The following is an 18648-nucleotide window of genomic DNA, read 5'->3' as shown; positions in this document are numbered from 1 at the left end:
AGACTCGACGTACCTTCGTATGCCTTCGTCTTCCGCGCCTTGCTACCGCGCGCATCATCCCACGTTCAGCAAGCTGAAGTGGCAGAAGCGGCGCATCTGCCGCATATTTTTGTCCCGGTAGACATGTCAATCGGTTGACGTGTCTACCGGGACAGCGAACGTCACTACGACAACGCCATCACCCAATATCAGCGAGCGATATCACGCTAGCTGAATTTGGCGATGATGTTGAACAGTTTGGCCTTGGCTTCATTGAAGGGCGGGTACACGAGGCGCAGAGTGTCGGGGAATTGCGGCTTGGTAACCACGGCTTTGACGTGGCTGAAGGTGAGGAAACCTGCTTTGCCGTGGTAGGCACCGATGCCGGACGCGCCCACGCCACCGAACGGCAGTCGGCTGGACAGCAGGTGACCCAACGGCAGCGAATATCCCAAGGCTCCGGAGCTGGTCTGACGTTCGAAAGTCAGCCGAACCTCGTGATCGCGCGAGAACACATATGCAGCCAACGGCCGGGACCGCTTGTTGATGAATCGGATTGCGGACTCGGCATCCTCGACCACCAGAATCGGCAAAATCGGGCCGAAAATTTCCTCCCCCATCACCGGCGCATCTGGCGACGTACCGTACAGTACGGTGGGCGCGATATATCGGGCGGCGCGATCGACCTTGCCGCCACAAACGATTCGCCCAGCCGAATCGAATACGCCGGGCACCTTGTGAATCTCGCTCGGCTCAACGGCGGCCATAACCGCCACTCCGCCATCAACGGCTGCCGCATTCGGACCGGTAGCAGATTTCGCCGCATTGTTCGTACCGCCAACACCACCGCCGGCCGTCTCCCCCGCACCTGCACGTCCGGCGGACACGGCATTGAAGCGCCGCCCAACCATATCCATGGCCGCGCCTACCGCCGATGCCACCTGCACCAGCGGCGAGCTCGGCTCCTCAGGCGGCACGGTGCCGACCGGCAATAGCTTGCACAGTCGTTCAAAATGACGATCGTTGATAATACGACCAAAATCAGGCGAGGCCTTCGGATCTTCACCATAGAATTCGGTGATGGCTACGGCGATGCGCTCGGCCAGCGCTTCGGCCACGTCCGGCGTGGCGAGCACATAGTCGGGTGCCACGCAGGTCTGGCCGGCGTTGGTGAACTTGCCCCATGCGATACGTCGTGCGGCCACATTGATATCCGCCGTACGGTCCACGAAGCACGATGATTTGCCGCCAAGTTCCAACGTAACCGGCGTTAGGTGCTCGGCCGCCGCCCGCATGACGATTTTGCCGACGTGGCCGCCGCCGGTGTAGAAGATATGGTTGAACGGGCATTTCAGCAGTTCGCCGGTTTCCTTGGGCCCGCCTTCGACCACGCGCACGGCCGCGGGGTCAAGATATTGCGGCACGAGTTCGGCGATAAGACGCGAGGTATTCGGCGAAAGTTCAGAGGGTTTCAGACAGATGGCATTGCCAGCGGCGAGCGCGTCGGCCATTGGCTCCAGAGCCAACAGCACCGGGTAGTTCCATGGCGAGATGATGAGTACCACGCCTTTGGGTTCAGCGATCGTCCAGCTGGCGGCGGGTTGCAGCATCCAATGCATCGCCTTGGGATGGCGCGCGGCCCACAGTCCGAGCCGGTTGCGGACGAACTTCGCCTCGCCGGCCACCAGATTCAGCTCCATCAGTATGGTTTCCGCCGCGGGTTTGCCCAAATCGGCCATGGCCGCAGCCACGAAAGCATCACGATTGTCCGTTACCAGACGGCATAGCGCATCCAATTGCGCCCGTCGCCAAGCCAATGGCCGCGTACACCCGGATTCGTAAGCGTGACGCAACTGAGCGAAATCCGTATTGACCATGGCACATCCTTCCCGCAGGATGCCCGGGTCGGTTTTCCGGGCATCGACTGTACCTATCGTACCGTCATGACGATGGCATGAGGGCGTTTGTGCTGCAGACAATACCCGACGTTTCGGTTGATACTCGCCAAATAGCTTGGGCTTGGCCGAAGTAGGTAGTGCAGGTGTTGTCGGCGAGTGCATCGACGGTGATGGGATTGGCGCTGGACACGCCGAGCAGTTCGGCATTGGCAGGCAGGTCGTGTTGTGCGGCCACAGAGTCCACTTGTACCTCCACACCCACAGCTTCGACAGAAGGTTCGACGGCGATATGCCCGCCTGCATCAACCACAATGCGGCGGTCATCGGTGACATGCGCGATGCCGTTCGCATCGGTCAGCGCGATGGATTCGAACCACAGCTCGGTGCTGTCCCAGCGCGCATCGTCTTGCGGATACGGATTGGGCACGCGCTCGAATCGTGTGGTGACGATGTTTCCGGCCCGGCGGAGGTCAGCGTGTCCCGCCCGAGTTCGCAGTCGGCGGCATCGTAGGCCACAGCGGTCAGCTCCCCCGGTTCGAACGGCACGTGGAACTCGGCCATGCATCGGCGCACGGGCGCGGTGCCAACGACTTCCCTGTTCAGCGTCAACTGCACGGTTTTGCCGCCCGAAAACACCTGCACGATGGCGTCGCGGCCCTCATAGCCCTCCCATGACCAACTGGCCACGCCGTCATGACCACGTTCGATAAATCGCGATGCACGACCCGTGTGGGTCGCGCCGTCGCCGTACAGCAATTGCATGGGCCTGACGGTGATGGCCGGGCGACGACGCGCGCCGGTGACAATCTGCCGGTAGAGCATCTGCCCGGTCAGTTCTCCAGTGATGTCAATCAGTCCGGAACCGCCCAGCAGTCCCGGATACCGGCGATATGGCCCGGTCCGGTGGCCGCGAATCGCCATGCGATTGCCGTATTCGCGCATCCATCCGTATGGTTCGGGATTCGAGTAGACCCAGGCGCTTACGGACGCTTCGCCGATGTAGTCCCACCCGGTCCACACGAAGTCGCCGATCAGGTACGGCAGGTGCCGGATGTCCGGCCAGGTGTCGGCGATTTCCTGCGGATAGGTTTCGCTGGCGCAGAACACGCGCTCGGGGTGGCGGCGGTGGAACCATTCGGGCCCTTGGCGGCAGTAGTTCAGCCCGGCCACGTCGACCTCGTCGAACACCGCGTTGGTCTGTCGGTCTATGATGCCGGTGACGAGCGCGGCGGGCATGAGTCGGTCGATGGCCGTGAGCATGGCGGGACCGGAAGCGTGTTCGAGCGTGGTGTTGAGGCCGGGCTCGCCCTCGACCTTGGCGTCGTGTTCGTCCACGCCGGCCTGCGTTTTCGCTGCGATGGACAGGGAGATCGGGTTCACGCAATCGATGACCGGCCGCTCGGCATCAAGCGAGCGGATGATGCCGACCATGGAGCGGGCGGCTTCGGCGGCGCGCGGCGACTTGGTGTCGGCGATTTCGTTGCCGATCGAATACAGAATTACGCTGGGATGATTGCGATCTTTGCGCACCATCGAAGCCAAGTCGTCGGCGTAATGGTCACGGAAAGACGCCGCATAATCGTAGCTGGTTTTATGTATCCACCACATGTCGAATGCCTCGTCCATAACCAGCAGACCAAGCTCATCGCAGGCATCGAGAAAGGCCTTGGACAGCGGATTATGGGCAGAGCGAACGGCGTTGAAACCTTGCTCTTTCATGATGCGCGCGCGGCGATATTCGGCTTGCGGCAAGGTCGCCGCACCGAGAATGCCGTTGTCGTGGTGCACGCAGCCGCCGTTGAGCAGGATGCACTTGCCGTTGATTCGCAAGCCTTGGCGTGCATCGAAGGTCAGCGCGCGGATACCAAAACGCTCGGCATGGGTGTCGAGCAAGGTGCCGTTTGCGTCGTGCAATTCGGTGCGTGCGGTGTAGCGTGTAGGCGAATCTGGGGACCAGAGTTGGGCGTTGGCGATGGTGCCGGTGTGGTCAGCTCGATAGTCATTCGATATTCGTAGGTGCCGCCCGGATAGTAGCCGGTGTTGTAGCCGTTGGCGGTGTGCGGGTCGCGCGATTCGTGGATCATCGCATCGTGCGGGAGTGTGACTGGCTGCCACGCTGCCCCATTGGATTGGTCCTTGATTGAGCGGAATTGCCAGCCATGACTCACAGCGATGCGCTTCATGGCTTTATTGTAGGGCGGGAGTGATTGGTTTGCGTTCGGGGATATCTGCCCTCAGTCTCACTTCGTTCGACAGCTCCCTCGTCAGAGGGAGCTCACAACGTTTTACGGCAACGGTACTGCAATTTTAGACGGGCTTTGCCCGCGCTTTGCTGGCTCGCCTGTCGGTTCGCACGTTGCCTACAGACCGAAAATCCTCCGGATTTTCCGTCGCGGCACAGCCGCTCCCCTCACCTACGGATAGCCCACTGGGCTATCCGCTTTACGGTTCGGCCGGACTGTCTGCTTTACGGCAACGTCATGAAATCAGTGTCTTTGAGGTAGTTTTTGCCGGCGGTGATGTCGTATTGGATGAGCCTGTAGTCGGCAAGCAACTGCTTGGTTTCCTTGTCGAAGTCATCGGTGGACATCGGGTTGCCGTTCTGATCAAGGTAGATGTTCTGGCCTTCGGGGATACGATCCCAGCCTTGGATCTTGTTGACCACAGGCGGTTCCATAGCGGCAATCTTGGAATGCATCTCGGTTAGGAACGCCAGATACGGGCTGACCTTGGCGTTCATATGATCGGCGGCCTGCGCCACGAAGAAGTTCGGCGAGGAGTAGGCTGCATCGCTTGCCTTATTGCCTTGGGAACCAGAGGCCTTGTTCGACCAGATGAAGTAATCGGTCAGGTGCAGGGCCAAGGAGTTATTGTCACCCTCACTGGCGGACGAGTAGATGCCCGGCAAGTGGTCGCCATAGAATACCACGGTGACGGGCTTATCCAGCGCATCCAGTTCATTCAGGAACTCCTGAGTGGCCTGATCGGTAATCTCCACACCCTTTTGATAGGTCTCAATCGACTGCTGCTCATCATTACCCAGTGGCGTACCCGTGGTGGATTCGGCGGTGTAGTCGTTATTCTCATACCACTCGTGGTAGGGCATGTGATTCTGCATGGTAATGATCTGGATGAATTTGTTCGTCTTACCGGACTTGATGCCTTCCAGCGCAGAATCATAGGAAGACTTATCAGAGACGTACGGCGACTCGTCGATCTTGTCCTGATACTTGATCACGTCCGGACCGGTCAACGTGTAGAAGTGCGAGAAGCCGAACTTCTTGTAGTTCGTGGCACGCGAGTACATGCTGGATTCGTACGGGTGGTAGCCGAGCGAGTTGGCGGACGCGCCCCACATCTGGTTGATGGTGGGGGTCCAATGCTGGCTCGGGACCAGCTGCTGGTACGGGCTGGACAGGGAGGAATCGAAATTGGCCATGCTCAGGCCAGAAAGTCCCATATATTCGAGATTGGCCGTACCTCCGCCGTAGCCGGAGGAGAGCATCAGACCGGAGGTGGTGCCCGCCTTGATCTTGCGGATGTTGGGCATCGAATCCTTATTGGTCTTCAGTCCCGGCACGCGGCTCGGGTCAGAGAAGGATTCGGACAACACGTACACCACTGTCGAATCAGTGAGGTTGTTGGTGCGGGAGGTGTTGATTGTCTCCGCTTCCTTCTGATAGCGAGCGGCGACCTTCTTCATGGTCTCCTCGGAGTAGTTGCTCGGCTTGTCCATAATCTTCGGGTTGAGCTGGCGGGTGAAGGCCACGAGCGGACCATTGCGCTGCGCGTCATACACGGAATCCCACATGGATGGCGTGTCTCCCAAGGTGCGGGAGAACTTGTTGGCCGGCGAATCGGTGGTGCTCACATGAATGCAGTACAACGCGAACACCAGAATCGGCAGCAGCAGCAAAATCAGACGGGAGGTGAGGTTCAGGCTCAGGTTATCCGTACGAATCATGCGACCTTTGCGCCCATCGAAATGACGCAGCACCAGAATCAGCGCGAGCAGTACGGCGAACGCGCCGAGTGCCACGAGGATGGTCACATGCGCACCGGCCGGAATGAAGGTGAGCATGTTGCCGGTGTTCGAGCCAAGGAAGCCTAGATCGGCGGGCAGAATGGCCTCGTAACGGATCTCGACCTTGAAATGTTCGATGGCGGCCACGATGATTCCGACCGCAAGAATCACGATGCTTGCCGTCCAGAACCGGTTGAACAGCATCAGCAACATGAGGTATAGCAACGCGACAAGTATCACGTTGAGCATGAATACGAAATTGCCGTCGGCCCACATCTTGCTCACGAAGCCGAATCCGACGGTCGGACTGGACAGCTGCACACGGGTAGAGCTGGACGAAACGCCCACTTCGAGCGCCGTCACGACAATGATGTCGAAGATAACGAAGAGCACGCCGTACACCCAGCCGGGGAAGGGCTTGTGGGGGTGCTGGGGCGTGACTTCATTGGCTTCGGCCTTTTTGGCCCAAAGCTTGAAATGGGGTTTCACTGTGGTGGTACTACTAATGTTCTCGCTCATTCGCCTGTTTCCGTATGTGACTTTTCAAGGGCATATTGTTGCCGCTGAACCTTGGAAAATCCATAGTTCCATTATTTTTCTTACCGTTTCCTAACTATTCACCCTAACGCAAAGGGTGCCTCGGGACATCCCCGAAGCACCCTGATATATAAGGAGCCTTCCCTGATAGCGAGGCGTTCTGTTCTCCCCTAAGCAACGCCTCGCTATCTGACTTGATTATCCCCTTATTGCTGTTGCGGATTGCCGGCTACTGCCGCATTACTTCACGGCGGCGGCGAACTGGTCGACCAGCGCGCTCATCCAGTCGAGCAGGTTGGTGTACTGCTTCGGCATCTGCTCGGTGAGCTCCACGATCGGCACGTTGGCGTCCTTGGCGGCACCGGTGATCTGGTCGGTGGTGGAGTTTGCTTCCTGGCTGTTGAAGACGAGCATCTTGATGGGGCCGGCCTTCAGGGTGTCCTGGAAGTCCTTGATGTCGGCCGGGGTCGGCTCGCTCTCGTTGGCGGAGGCCTGGGCGTAGCCCTTCGGGGTAGCGTCGGTCATCTTGAGGTCGTCGGCCAAGTACCAGGCCACGGATTCGGTGGCGGCGTACGGCAGGTTCTCGGTCTTGGCGGAAGTCTCCTTGATCTTGGACTCAAGCTGGTCTTCCTTGGCGTGCCATTCTTTGTTGAGCTTGGCGTAGTCGTCCTTGTGGCTCGGGTCGGCCTTCTGGTAGGCGGCGGTGATGGCGTCGGCAGTGTTGGAACGCACCTTGGCGAAGAACCAGACGTGCGGGTTGTCGCCTTCCTTGATGCCGGCGGTTTCGGCGGCGGTGACCAGCGTGGCCTTGGTCGACTGGGCGGCCTTGGTGGCCCACGGGTCGTAATCGGCGCCGTTGACCACGGCCACCTTGGCAGTGCCGAACTTGGCGACATCCTGGCTGGTGGGCTCGTAATCGTGCGCCTCAACGTTGGTCTTGGTCATGATGTTGGTGACTTCGACGTTGCTGCCGCCGAGGTCTTCGGCCACGGAACCCCACTGGTTGATGGAGGCGACGACCTCGATCTTGCCGGAAGACGCGGCGCTGCTGGAATCGGACTTGCCGCCGGCGGCGTTGCTGGAACCGCAGGCGGCCATCGAGAACAGGGTCGCCGCGGCGGCCGCGATAGCGAGCGCGCGCTTGGCGTTGGACATGATGGACATGATGGACATGATTGGATTTTCCTCTCTAATTCAGCTGTTTGGTCGGGCGATGCTGCTGTCGCTGCATCATTGCCCGGCCACCGATACGACAGAATAACATGTATTGAGAATTATTATCATTTGTATTTACGTCGGCGTGTTGCTCGCACATGCTCGCGCCGCCGACGGAAATCCCGAGCCCCCGAAGACAGCAACGCGGAGTCCCGCCGTTTTCGGCAGACGAAACGACAGAAATCCCACGTCCGAACGATACCCACGCGGAGGTTCCGCCGTTTAAGGCCTCAGAAACGACAGAAATCCCGCGCCACCTTCGTTCGGACGCGGGATTTCTGCCGTTTGCTGCACCTGCCGCCGCCATCGCCGGCGCCATGGCGCACGTCACAGCGGCATCGCGGCACCGACCGACGCCTGCACCAGGTCGGCGAGCCCCACGGTGTGGGCATCCTCACATATCAGCGCATCGCGCGAGGCGATCGCCCGGATGATATCGCGGCAGGCACACTCCCCATCCGTATCCAGATGACGGGCCAGACATCCGGCGCCGATGACCGGCAGTTCGAGCACGCACGAGGCCTCACGGATCAGGCGGGAGACCACCGCGCCAGTCGAACGCTCGTCATAGACGCCGTCCTCCTCGCCCATGCCGTACAGGCACAGGCGGTCGTCGTCGAAGAACCGCTCCTCGAATTCGTCAAGGCCTACAGCATTGGCCACCGCACCCACGAACATCGACTCACTCCACTCGTTGAGACGGAAGGAATCGGCCAGGTACCGCGCAACCGGCGTGGCCTCAAGGCCCACAGGCAGCGAGACCAGAAACGCGCCGTCATGCCCTTGCAGCGATCCGAGCGTCCGTTCAAGGTCATGTTTGACCGTGCAGCTCATGCAGCACTCCTCGAGTCCGAACGAATCGGACTCGCCGAACACCACCCCGCTCGCCTGGGGCTTCGCAACGTTGCGCACGATATCGAGACCGGATTCCACGGCGTCGTTCGGGCGCACGTCATAGGCGACCGAGCATACGGACGGGAAGGAATCGACCAACGAGAACGCCACGGAGCCCAGGCTCAGGCGGTCGACGCCGGTGAGCAGCACCACGGGCGTGCGCCCCTCCGCGTTTCCCTGTGATTGCAATGCCGGATGGATCATGACAGCCTTTCTAATTTGATAATGGTTATCATTATGCTATAGTCGCAGGCATGTCCAAAACATGTCAAATTCTGGGAACACGCGCCGGGGTCGGCAACCGCGTCTCCCACTCACACAGGAAAACACGCCGAACCTTCGCCCCGAACCTGCAGTCCAAGCAGTACTGGGTGCCGTCCTTGCAACGGCACGTCACGCTTACCGTGAGCGCCAAGGGCATCAAGACCATCGACCGCATCGGCATCGAAGCGGCGATCGCCCGCATCCGCCGCAATCAGGGCACCAACTGAACCGGCCGCGGCATCACCCCAACGCTCGGGCAGTCAGTAGGCCCGCCACTGTGCCGGCGCGTAACCGCAGCAACAAACCGCGCTAACGAGCTGCATCACCCACATGGCACCGCGACGTACACGGCATACGCGACATGACAGCGTGACACCCACACATAGAAAGCACCACTCATGGCAAGCAACTCCTCCGCAATCCGCCCGGTCATCACCCTGAAGTCCACGGTCGGCACCGGATTCACCTACACCACCACCAAGAACCGTCGTAATACGCCGGACCGTCTTGAGCTCACCAAGTTCGACCCGGTGGTCCGCAAGCGGGTGCCGTTCCGAGAGACCCGCTAATCCATCTGTTCGTTCATTAGGCATCGGCCGTGAGATGAGGAAGAGGCTTAAGCACCAGCCGGAATCGTTTCCTTGTTGGTATTCCGGCGGTTTCCCCTATCACCATTTCATGAACTCATCTCCCGAGCCCTGCGGCATGCGCCCAATGAACGAATGCACTCGTCCCAGCTCCGGCCGATGCCACCACAACGCCCACCGGAGCCTTATCAAGGAGCTAGACATGGCCAAAACCAGTAAAATCAACCGACAATTGCAACGCGAACGCATGGTTGCCAAGTACGTCGAGCGCCGCGCCGAATACAAGCGCGACAGCGTCAACCCGCATCTGACCGCCGAAGAGCGCGCCGAGGCGATGCGCAAGTTGCAGGCTCTCCCCCGCGACGCCAGCCCCACCCGTCTGCGCAACCGCGATTCCATCGACGGCCGTCCGCGCGCCTACAACCGCAAGTTCGGCCTGTCACGCATCAACCTGCGTGAGAAGGCACACAAGGGCGAACTGCCCGGCGTAGTGAAGTCCAGCTGGTGATCGGGCCGGCACAACCGGCCGTCAAGCCGTCTCAGGCCATCTAATTCACCGGATTACGCCCGCGCATCCAACGCCATTCTCATCCATATCACCGCACAACATCACACAACCAAAGGTCCATAACCATGCAAGAGGGCATCCACCCCGAATACAGTCCTGTGGTCTTCTATGACCGCTCCGCCGACAAATACTTCCTCACCAAGTCCACGCTGGCGGCCAAGGCCGCAAGCCTGCCGACCATCGACTGGGAGGACGGCAACACCTACCCGCTCGTCAATGTGGAGGTGTCCAGCTACAGCCACCCGTTCTACACCGGCAAAAACGTGGTGATCGACGCCGCCGGTCAGGTGCAGAAGTTCAACGCCCGCTACGGCGAGAAATAGTTCACACATATTCCCGTCCACAAGAAGAAAGGAACGGACATGAAGGTCAAGGCATCGGTCCGCTCATTGGCCCGCAAGGACGGCTCCTATGTCGTCCGCCGGCGCGGTCACCTGTACGTAATCAACAAGAAGAATCCCCACTGGAAGGCGAGGCAAGGCTGATGGCACTGCCCAAGTACAAGACGTCCCGGGCAAACACGCGTTCGCGCCGCTCCAACTGGAAGGCCAAGGTGCCTCAGCTGGCCACGGTCCGAACGCCCGAAGGCGGAGTGGTTCAGGTTCCGCAGAATCTGGCCGCAGCCGTACGAAAGGGGCATATGAAGCCATAACCAACATCATGGATTCCACAATCCATCAAGTCTCGTAACAACATGGCAGTGACGGCTTCGTTTTCCTCGGAAAACACGGCGCGCGTTCTTTCCTATTCCTCTCGCGCACCGCCATTCCCACGAAAAACGAGCCGCCGTTGTCATGCCTGACCACATGCGGGCGCGGCGTTTGCCTGCCAGCGCAATTGCAACCGTCGTCCGCACAACATCGAATACATTAATAATCATCATTCTTTTCGAGAGAAGAATACTCGGTAGAAAGTCAGAGTATGACTGATCAGCACACCAGCCGGCCCTCCGCCAGCAACCCTAAGCATCCGACCGACAGCGCATCCGGTACCAACACATCCGCCGGTTCCGCCAAACCCAGCACCACCAAACGCAACACCGTCGTCGGCGTTATCGTCGCGTTCATTGTCGGTGCCGTGTTGGGCGGCCTGATTCTTGGCGCATTCACTTTTCTGAGGCCAAGCGGCTCGGATTCGGCCGCTTCCGCCGGCAGCAACTCCGCCAACCCGGCCGCAGACAAGACCAGCGATTCCTGCGATGCCACGTTCACCGTGGTCGCCTCGGTCAACCAGTGGGGCTCGCTCGCCCAACAACTTGGCGGCTCGTGCGCCAAGGTGACTTCGCTCATCAACTCGATCTCCGTCGACCCGCACGATTATGAGGCCACCGCATCCGATCTGGCCAAGCTCGCCAAGGCAGACATCGTGGTGCTCAACGGCGCCGGCTACGACGGTTGGGCGGAAAAGGCGCAGCTTGACGAGAAACGCCAGACCATCGTGAACGTGGGCGACCTCATGGGCATCACCGCCACCGACGAGCACGAGCATTCCCACGACCACGCCGAGGGCGAGGAAGGCCACCATCACCACCATGGCGCTACGAACCCGCACCTGTGGTTCAGTCCGGAAGCCGTGCTGAAGGCCGCCGAAGCCATCAACGCCGCCTACGCGGACAAGGCCGGGGCCGGTTCCGCCACCGCCGCCACCGCGCAACGTCACTTCAACGAGTGGAATGGCGAGTACGCCGACTTCGTGACCCTGGTGAACAAGGCGCGCTCCGCCAACGTGCAGCGCCGCTATGTGGCCACCGAGTCGATCATCAGCTACCTCTTGGAATACATCGGTGCGGTCGACATGACCCCGGCAACCTACACGAACGCGATGAACAGCGGCGCCGAACCGTCCGCCGCCGACCTCAAGAACGCGGTGAACATCGTGTCCGGCAACGATGTGGACCTGCTTATCGTCAATCCGCAGGAGATGGACGGCTTTGCCAAGAAGCTCGACGAGGCCGCGCAATCCAGCCACAAGACGGTCATCTCCGTGACCGAACAGCTACCGGAGAAGCAGAAGACGCTGCTCGGCTGGCTCACGCTGATCGCCAACCAGGCGCTGGCCACCGACACCACCAACGGCTACTTCCTGACCCAGGACGTCAAGGACCGCAACCTGTCCGACTATGAGGGCGAATGGCAGTCCGTCTACCCGCTGCTCCAGGACGGCACGCTCGACAAGGTGATGCAGGCCAAAGCCAAGAAGGGCGACATGACCGCCGCCGAATACACCAAGTACTACGAGGTCGGCTACAAGACCGACGTGGAGAAGATCGCCATCAAGGGCGACCAAATGAGCTTCACCCGGGGCGGCAAGACGGCCACCGCGACCTATGGGTACAGCGGCTACAAGATCCTCGACTATGCCAAGGGCAACCGTGGCGTGCGATTCCTGTTCACCGCCACCGGCGATGTGCCCGAGGGCGCGCCGAAGATCGTGCAGTTCTCCGATCACAGCATCGCACCGGCCAAGGCCGCACACTTCCATATCTTCATGGGCGATGATTCCCAGGAAGAGACCCTCAAGGAAATGGACAACTGGCCTACGTATTACCCGGCGTCCATGAACAAGGAGGAAGTGGCCACCGAAATGCTGGCCCACTGATTCGCCATCGGCCCAGGCAACCATGTGCAAAGTTCCCCGCATATCGATGTGTACCATCGGCATGCGGGGAACTCGCATATTATCTCGACCACTATCATGCGTACGGTGCTAATATGACGGCGATATGGCAGGTGATATTCGTATGAAAGAACCTCGCACGCAGCGCACGGAACAGGTGAACACCGCGCAACAGGACCATTCGGCGAACTATCTGTTTCTGATTATCGGCACGCCGCTGGTGGCGTTCCTGATTGCGGCTTCCGCGATGCTCGAGTCGCGTGGGTTTCCGGTTCCGCTGGTGCGTATCGGCACCGGTGCCGCGGGGCTTATCCTGCAGGCGATTCCGTTCATGCTGCTAGGCGCTATGATGTCGGCCGCGGTCAGCACGTTCGTCAGCGCCAATTTTCTGGCCCGCCACATACCGAAATCGTTGGCCGGCGGACTGGCCGCGGCATTGGTGACCGGCCTGTGCCTACCGGTGTGCGATTGCATGGTGGTGCCCACGTTCGCGAATCTGATGCGCAAACGCCTGCCGCTGCCGTGTGCGGTGACGTTTCTGTGCGCAGTGCCGGTGATGAATCCAATGGCGATATGGTCCACATGGTTCGCATTCACCGACAAACCATGGATGGTGGCGGCCCGCGTGGGGTTGGGCATGGTAGTGGCGATAGTCGCGGGGGTGTCGTTCGCGGTGTGGCCGCTCCGCTCCCCTGCGGTGCGTGAGAGGCCGCTGACGATTGGGCGGTCGTTGGTTTGCGAGGATTGTGCAGGGGCGACGGGTGATTCGCCTGAGAGCCACCCCCGGTCGGCTTTGCCGACAGCCCCCGCCGGCGGGGGCACGGGGCGCGGATTGGAGCGGTTCACGCATTTCATTCGGCATACGCATGACGATTTTATGCGGATGATGCCGATTCTGCTGTTCGGCACGATCGTCGCCTCCATCATGCGCACCGCATTGCCGTCGTTGACCAACGGTTCAAGCACGCTCGATGACGCTGGTGTCATCGTACTGATTCTGGCGGCGATGGGACTGGCGTTCCTGTGTTCGCTGTGCTCTACTTCCGATGCGGTGATCGCCGCCAGCATGATTGGCGTGCTGCCGGTCTCCGCCATGCTTGCCTTCCTGGTCTTCGGTCCGATGCTCGACCTCAAGAACACGCTGATGCTGGCCACGGAATGCCGGCCACGGTTCATCATTCGGTTCATCGCGACCGTGGCGGCGACCTGCTTCCTCGCCGCGCTTGCCGCCCATCTGGTGATGGGAGCGTAGCCATGAAGCGCAAGGTCACACTCCCCGACCGCGTGGAGGCGCTGTGTTTCGCGGTGCTGGGCGCGGCCATCGCCTATGCGGTGGTGGGCGGATCATACACCACGCTGATCACGCCGCGTTCGCTGCCGTATCTCATCATCGGTGCGGTACTGCTGTTCGTGCTGGCGACCGCAGCATGGCTCGGACTGTTCCACGCCACGGAGCGTTCGGTTTTGCGGTTCCTGATCGCCTTGATTATTCCGGCGCTGCTGATCACCGTGCCGTTCCAGCCCAGCAGCGGCAGCGGCGGCTTCGACGAGTACGCCGGCGGCCGCGCTATCGTCATTCCCCGCAGCTCGCACAAGCCTGATGGCGTCTCGCAGCTGCACGGACTCGACACGGCGAACAAGACCCTGACCATCAGCGACGACGAATTCGGCTCATGGTTCGAGCATATCGACCATAATCCGCAGCGTTACGTCGGTTACCATGTGCAGGTCACCGGGTTTGTGAGCAAGTCGCGTACGTTCGGCGCGGACGAGTTCGAGCTGTCCCGCCAGTTCATGTCCTGCTGCATTCTCGACATGACCCCATTCGGGTTCATAGCCAGCTCCGGCAAGGCCGGCACCCTGCACAATCACGACTGGGTCACCGTCGACGCCGTCATCAAGCAGGGCGCCTACGGCTCCGCCGGTCACGAGCGCCAAGGCCTGATACTGCAGGTCCGGTCGGCCAGCAAAGCCGCAGCCGCCCCGACCGGCTACTTCTACTGGCAGTAAAGGACGCGTCTCCCGAAATGGAAAGCACTGCGTTGCGCCATGACTCGTCCCATATCGGCAGAAATCCCGCGTTATAACGAAAGGTACGCGGGGGCTCTGCCTTTATAAGGCTCAAAACTGGCAGAAATCCCGCGCAGGCCTCGTTGAAACGCGGGATTTCTGCCAGTTGATTCAAATTATGTGACAACATGCTGGGCACCTGATTTGCTTTAATATCGATAATGAATATCATTTGTTAGCGAAAAGGGGCAGAACGTCATGAGCATCGAGCAAACCGCGACCACTCGGCGCGTGACGCGACCCCGACTCCTCATCACCCAGGTCCTGGCGGAACTATCCCGATTCGCCACGGCCCAGGAAATCACCGACATCCTGCGCGAGCGCGGCACGCGCATCGGCACAGCCACCGCCTACCGCAATCTGCAGATGATGGCCTCCCAAGGCGAGCTCGACGTAATCCACGTCAACGGCGAGGCCCTCTACCGCGAGTGCTCGGACCAGCATCACCACCATCACATCGTATGCCGCGAATGCGGGCGGACCATCGAAATCGAGATTCCCGGACTTGAGCAGTGGATCGACAAAGCCGCCAAGCAGTTGAAGTACCGGAACGTCGCCCACGAACTGGAGATTTTCGGCCTGTGCCCCAAGTGTGCGGCGAAGCATGCCACCGAACCGCCTCTCAACGTCGGCGCTCACCAAAGGATGAACCACTGACGACGCCAGACGATACTGGCCGTCGGCGTTCGAACAAATAATGGCGCAGTCCCGACGCTACTGGCCTCCAGCATCGGTGCCCTTCCAATCCTTGGCGCAATAGCGACGATATAAGCTCCACTCGCATCGTTAGATTGCCAACGCTTGGCGTAGCACCGATGCCAGACACGCTCATCGTCGTCGTTCCACCAATATTTGGATTGGTACCGCCACCACCTATACCAGGCGTCGACACTCGGCCAACAATCGGCCCGTTACCGACACAAAACTGCATGAGGTCTCATTGCTCTTAATAGCAGCAATGGGCCTGATAATCACTTTCACTAACTTTCGCCGCTGCCGTCTGCGCTCTATAGTCGCAGACGAACAGACGCTGAAAGGAACAACAATGACTATCAAGACCATCGATGAGCATGCTTACGAGATCGTTACCGAAGAGGGCACCTTCGCCGCCTGCAAGGACACGCTGGCTAAGTTCGACGTCACCAGGCACGAGCACGGCGTGGCCGCCTGTGGCTGCTGCGGCTGCTGCTTCACCGGCAACTGCTGCGACGACACCGACTGCGAGCACAACCACACCGAAGAGTGCGAGGGCAAGGCTTGCCTGCACGCTTGCCACGAGAACCGCGAAGGCCACGAGTGCGCCTTCTGCCACCTCGCCTTCGACACCAACGAGAAGTGCCACGATGAGATCCTGGCCGACCTCAAGGAACTCAAGGCCGAGCTGGCTGCCTGAGTTTTAGGTTTCCGATTTCTCCTGCGGATTGACTCCTCTCAGGGAGGGGAGCCAAATTCCGGCACGAACCACTGCGCTTACCGTATGATGTCTACGGGCGCGGTGGTTTTGTTTTTCTCGATGATGGCGCAGATTTGCTCGGGCGTCTCCTTGCAGCCGCGCCGGATCCATAGCCAGATAATCGATGAGACGGCGGAGACCAGAATTTCCAGCGCATAGTCGCGCGGAATGCCGCTGTAGCTCAGCTCGGCACCCACACGGGCCGCCTGCTCAAGCAGCATCTGCTTCAACACATCCTTGACCCGGTCATACATCTGCATATCGTTGCCCGAACGGGACAGTGCGTCGAAGAACGCATACTCACGCTTGACATAGCGCAACGCCTCGGCAATCGACTCGGATTCAAAGCAGTCCTCCACGCTCACCGGACCGCGGCCCTCATCGTCCGGCCCGGTGATGAGAATCTGCGTCAGATCGGCGATGGTGTCGTCGATGAGCCGCTGCCGCAGGTCGAATTTATCCAGATAATGCAGGTAAAAAGTACCTCGATTGATGCCCGCAAGCCGTACGATGGCACTTATCGACATGCCATCAAACCCCTTGGTCTGCATCAGTTCGGTGAAAGCGGCTCTGATTTTTGTCTCAGTAGCAGTATTACGCTTACCGTTCTCAGACACAGTCCTACTCCTTGGTCATTTCTTCACGTACTGACTACCAATAGTATCAACATGTTGTTCATTTAATACCAAAATAAACACTTCCCAAAAAACTGTTCAAAATGAACAATTTCGCGATCTATGGTGATTGACCGCCCTTTCTTTCTCTCCATACAATCTTAAATCAGTTAAATCAACATGTTGTCTATTCAACGTGAAGGGAGTCACTAACCATGGCCTACATCGAAATGGTCCACAGCTTCAAGCGCTACCACATGGGAAGCACCACCATCGCGGTCAATAACGACGTCAACTTCAGCATCGAGCAGGGCGAGCTGGCCATCATCCTCGGCGCATCCGGCACCGGCAAATCCACGGTGCTCAACATCCTGGGCGGCATGGACACCAATTCTGAAGGCCAGGTAATCATCAATGGCAAGGACATCTCCAACTACACCGCCCACCAGCTCACCGACTACCGCCGCACCGACATCAGCTTCGTGTTCCAGTTCCACAATCCGGTGGCCAACCTCACGGCCAAGGAGAACGTGGAGCTCGCCTCCGAAATCGTGAAAGACGCGCAGGACCCGCCCCAAGCGCTCATCGACGTGGGGCTTCAGGACCGTATCAACAACTTCCCCGCGCAGCTTTCGGGCGGCGAACAGCAACGCGTGGCCATCGCCCGCGCGGTGGCCAAGAACCCGAAGATTCTGCTGTGCGACGAGCCGACCGGCGCTCTGGACTACAACACCGGCAAGCAGGTGCTGCAGATTCTGCAGGATCAGAGCCGTAAGAAGGGTGCGAACGTGGTCATTGTAACGCACAATTCCGCCATCGCGCCGATTGCCGACCGCGTGATCCACATGCATGACGCGCGCGTCAAATCGATCGAAGTGAACGAGCATCCGATGGATATCAAGGATCTGGAGTGGTAAGCAGTATGACCGATCTCAACGATTTCACCGAAACGACCAACCTTACGCCCGCGGCCGACTCCGCAGCCGACTCCGCAGCCGATTCCGCCGCAAATTCAGCAAACGACTCCTATACCGCGCCCGGCAGAACGCCCCACGCGCACAAGGCCAAGCGCAACCGCCGACGCAACGGGTCATTCCATAAGCGCATGCTATGGAAAGACATCCGCGTCACCATGTCCAAATCCAAGGGTCGATTCGCCTCCATCGTGAGCCTGATGACGCTTGGCCCCTTTGCGCTCGTAGGCCTGTTCGTCACCGGCCCGGACATGCAAATAACCGGCACCGACTTCTTTAATCAGAACAATCTCGCTGACGTAACCGTCATCAGCGATTATGGCCTGACCAAAGCTGGCGAAAACATTATTCGCAGCGCGCCCGGCGTCAAAGATGCGGAGTTCGGCTATTTCAAAGACGTGACCATCAAGAACAGCAATCACAGCCTGCGCGTGTTCTCCAAACCGGACTCGGTCTCCACCTTTGCCGTGTCTGAAGGTCGTCTGCCCAAGGCCGCAAACGAAATCGCCTTGATTCGGCGGAGCAAGACAAATACGCCATCGACAGCACCATCAAGGTCACCGAGCAGCCGGATATTGCCGGCGATACCGTATTGAAGCGCACCCAGTTCACCGTGGTGGGCTTTGTGGATTCCAGCGAAGCGATTTCCAACCTCAATATGGGCCAGTCGACCGCAGGCAGCGGCGAACTCAATGGGTACGCCGTAGTCTTCCCCGCCACCTTTGATTCGGGAGTCGCCATGATCGGCCGTGTGACCTTCAAGGACACGCAGGGCCTTGAGTATTGGAGCACCACATATCGCGACCGCGTTTCCGAGCACAAGGCCACGCTGACCAAGCGACTGGCGGACCCCAACCCAAAGCCCGCGAAGACTCGATTCGCGAAGAACGCCGCCGGCAAATCGACAAGGCCCAGGCCCAAGTCGATGACGCCAAGCAGCAGCTGACAGACACCC

21 protein-coding genes and 1 pseudogene are annotated in these 18648 nt (G+C 59.7%); 14 read left to right on the top strand and 8 right to left on the bottom strand.

Annotation, left to right across the window (positions count from 1 at the left end; translation table 11 throughout):
• Window positions 1-206: 206 nt before the first annotated feature.
• From ACEUKI_RS07260 to ACEUKI_RS07230, 7 genes and pseudogenes are all read right to left on the bottom strand, one after another.
• The gene (locus ACEUKI_RS07260) at window positions 207-1856 is read right to left on the bottom strand and encodes an aldehyde dehydrogenase family protein (RefSeq protein WP_080785195.1); all 1650 of its coding nucleotides are present in this window, start codon (window positions 1854-1856) and stop codon (window positions 207-209) included.
• Window positions 1857-1920: 64 nt separating this feature from the next.
• Window positions 1921-2304 (bottom strand): hypothetical protein, encoded by a 384-nt coding sequence (locus ACEUKI_RS07255; RefSeq protein WP_251847645.1) that lies wholly within the window; start codon window positions 2302-2304, stop codon window positions 1921-1923.
• Entirely contained in the window at window positions 2232-3791 is a 1560-nt protein-coding gene (locus ACEUKI_RS07250; RefSeq protein WP_251847646.1) for a glycoside hydrolase family 2 TIM barrel-domain containing protein, read from the bottom strand. The genes ACEUKI_RS07255 and ACEUKI_RS07250 overlap by 73 nt, the downstream gene beginning before the upstream one ends.
• Window positions 3792-3992 (bottom strand): annotated as a pseudogene (locus ACEUKI_RS07245) (hypothetical protein); the annotation flags it as partial.
• A 352-nt stretch (window positions 3993-4344) separates the two neighbouring features.
• Window positions 4345-6420 carry an LTA synthase family protein gene (locus ACEUKI_RS07240; RefSeq protein WP_251847647.1) on the bottom strand — a complete coding sequence of 692 codons (2076 nt, stop codon included), beginning with the start codon at window positions 6418-6420 and terminating at the stop codon, window positions 4345-4347.
• 258 nt (window positions 6421-6678) lie between these two features.
• Window positions 6679-7602, bottom strand: coding sequence for a metal ABC transporter solute-binding protein (locus ACEUKI_RS07235; RefSeq protein WP_080785199.1), 924 nt, complete (start codon window positions 7600-7602; stop codon window positions 6679-6681).
• A gap of 378 nt (window positions 7603-7980) precedes the next feature.
• Window positions 7981-8751: a hypothetical protein gene (locus tag ACEUKI_RS07230; protein WP_080785200.1), complete on the bottom strand. Its 771-nt coding sequence runs from the start codon at window positions 8749-8751 to the stop codon at window positions 7981-7983.
• A gap of 50 nt (window positions 8752-8801) precedes the next feature.
• Between ACEUKI_RS07230 and rpmB the strand changes: the two genes are divergently transcribed.
• From rpmB to ACEUKI_RS07175, 11 genes are all read left to right on the top strand, one after another.
• The gene (rpmB, locus tag ACEUKI_RS07225; protein ID WP_251847648.1) at window positions 8802-9038 is read left to right on the top strand and encodes a 50S ribosomal protein L28; all 237 of its coding nucleotides are present in this window, start codon (window positions 8802-8804) and stop codon (window positions 9036-9038) included.
• A 171-nt stretch (window positions 9039-9209) separates the two neighbouring features.
• Entirely contained in the window at window positions 9210-9380 is a 171-nt protein-coding gene (gene rpmG, locus ACEUKI_RS07220) for a 50S ribosomal protein L33 (RefSeq protein WP_080785202.1), read from the top strand.
• Between the two features lie 220 nt (window positions 9381-9600).
• Window positions 9601-9906 (top strand): 30S ribosomal protein S14, encoded by a 306-nt coding sequence (gene rpsN, locus ACEUKI_RS07215; protein WP_080785203.1) that lies wholly within the window; start codon window positions 9601-9603, stop codon window positions 9904-9906.
• Between the two features lie 125 nt (window positions 9907-10031).
• Window positions 10032-10289 (top strand): type B 50S ribosomal protein L31, encoded by a 258-nt coding sequence (locus ACEUKI_RS07210; RefSeq protein WP_251847649.1) that lies wholly within the window; start codon window positions 10032-10034, stop codon window positions 10287-10289.
• Window positions 10290-10328: 39 nt separating this feature from the next.
• A complete protein-coding gene (gene rpmJ, locus ACEUKI_RS07205) occupies window positions 10329-10451 on the top strand; it encodes a 50S ribosomal protein L36 (RefSeq protein WP_012578244.1) in 123 nt (40 codons plus the stop codon).
• Window positions 10451-10618: a 50S ribosomal protein L32 gene (gene rpmF, locus ACEUKI_RS07200; RefSeq protein WP_080785205.1), complete on the top strand. Its 168-nt coding sequence runs from the start codon at window positions 10451-10453 to the stop codon at window positions 10616-10618. The genes rpmJ and rpmF overlap by 1 nt, the downstream gene beginning before the upstream one ends.
• A 269-nt stretch (window positions 10619-10887) precedes the next feature.
• Window positions 10888-12564 carry a metal ABC transporter solute-binding protein, Zn/Mn family gene (locus ACEUKI_RS07195; RefSeq protein ID WP_251847650.1) on the top strand — a complete coding sequence of 559 codons (1677 nt, stop codon included), beginning with the start codon at window positions 10888-10890 and terminating at the stop codon, window positions 12562-12564.
• 124 nt (window positions 12565-12688) lie between these two features.
• The gene (locus ACEUKI_RS07190) at window positions 12689-13834 is read left to right on the top strand and encodes a permease (protein ID WP_251847651.1); all 1146 of its coding nucleotides are present in this window, start codon (window positions 12689-12691) and stop codon (window positions 13832-13834) included.
• A gap of 2 nt (window positions 13835-13836) precedes the next feature.
• Window positions 13837-14592 carry a TIGR03943 family protein gene (locus ACEUKI_RS07185; RefSeq protein WP_374156650.1) on the top strand — a complete coding sequence of 252 codons (756 nt, stop codon included), beginning with the start codon at window positions 13837-13839 and terminating at the stop codon, window positions 14590-14592.
• A 258-nt stretch (window positions 14593-14850) separates the two neighbouring features.
• A complete protein-coding gene (locus ACEUKI_RS07180; protein ID WP_236838335.1) occupies window positions 14851-15309 on the top strand; it encodes a Fur family transcriptional regulator in 459 nt (152 codons plus the stop codon).
• A 388-nt stretch (window positions 15310-15697) separates the two neighbouring features.
• The gene (locus ACEUKI_RS07175; RefSeq protein WP_251847653.1) at window positions 15698-16045 is read left to right on the top strand and encodes a lectin-C; all 348 of its coding nucleotides are present in this window, start codon (window positions 15698-15700) and stop codon (window positions 16043-16045) included.
• A gap of 77 nt (window positions 16046-16122) precedes the next feature.
• Here ACEUKI_RS07175 and ACEUKI_RS07170 read toward each other — a convergent pair whose 3' ends face one another.
• Window positions 16123-16722, bottom strand: coding sequence for a TetR/AcrR family transcriptional regulator (locus ACEUKI_RS07170; protein ID WP_236838336.1), 600 nt, complete (start codon window positions 16720-16722; stop codon window positions 16123-16125).
• Between the two features lie 212 nt (window positions 16723-16934).
• On the opposite strand from ACEUKI_RS07170, the gene ACEUKI_RS07165 reads away from it, so the two are divergent.
• From ACEUKI_RS07165 to ACEUKI_RS07155, 3 genes are read left to right on the top strand one after another with little or no spacing between them, the layout of a single operon-like run.
• Window positions 16935-17636: an ABC transporter ATP-binding protein gene (locus tag ACEUKI_RS07165; RefSeq protein ID WP_251847654.1), complete on the top strand. Its 702-nt coding sequence runs from the start codon at window positions 16935-16937 to the stop codon at window positions 17634-17636.
• The gene (locus ACEUKI_RS07160; protein ID WP_251847655.1) at window positions 17630-18289 is read left to right on the top strand and encodes a hypothetical protein; all 660 of its coding nucleotides are present in this window, start codon (window positions 17630-17632) and stop codon (window positions 18287-18289) included. Before ACEUKI_RS07165 ends, ACEUKI_RS07160 begins: the two co-directional genes overlap by 7 nt.
• Window positions 18286-18639, top strand: a complete 354-nt coding sequence (locus ACEUKI_RS07155) for a hypothetical protein (RefSeq protein ID WP_251847656.1) — start codon at window positions 18286-18288, stop codon at window positions 18637-18639. Before ACEUKI_RS07160 ends, ACEUKI_RS07155 begins: the two co-directional genes overlap by 4 nt.
• Window positions 18640-18648: the final 9 nt, after the last annotated feature.

Source organism: Bifidobacterium sp. 2450, from assembly GCF_041900695.1.
In the GTDB taxonomy this organism is placed as follows: domain Bacteria; phylum Actinomycetota; class Actinomycetes; order Actinomycetales; family Bifidobacteriaceae; genus Bifidobacterium; species Bifidobacterium longum.
Note: the sequence above shows the minus strand (reverse complement) of the source record. Positions and strands in the feature narration are given on the sequence as shown.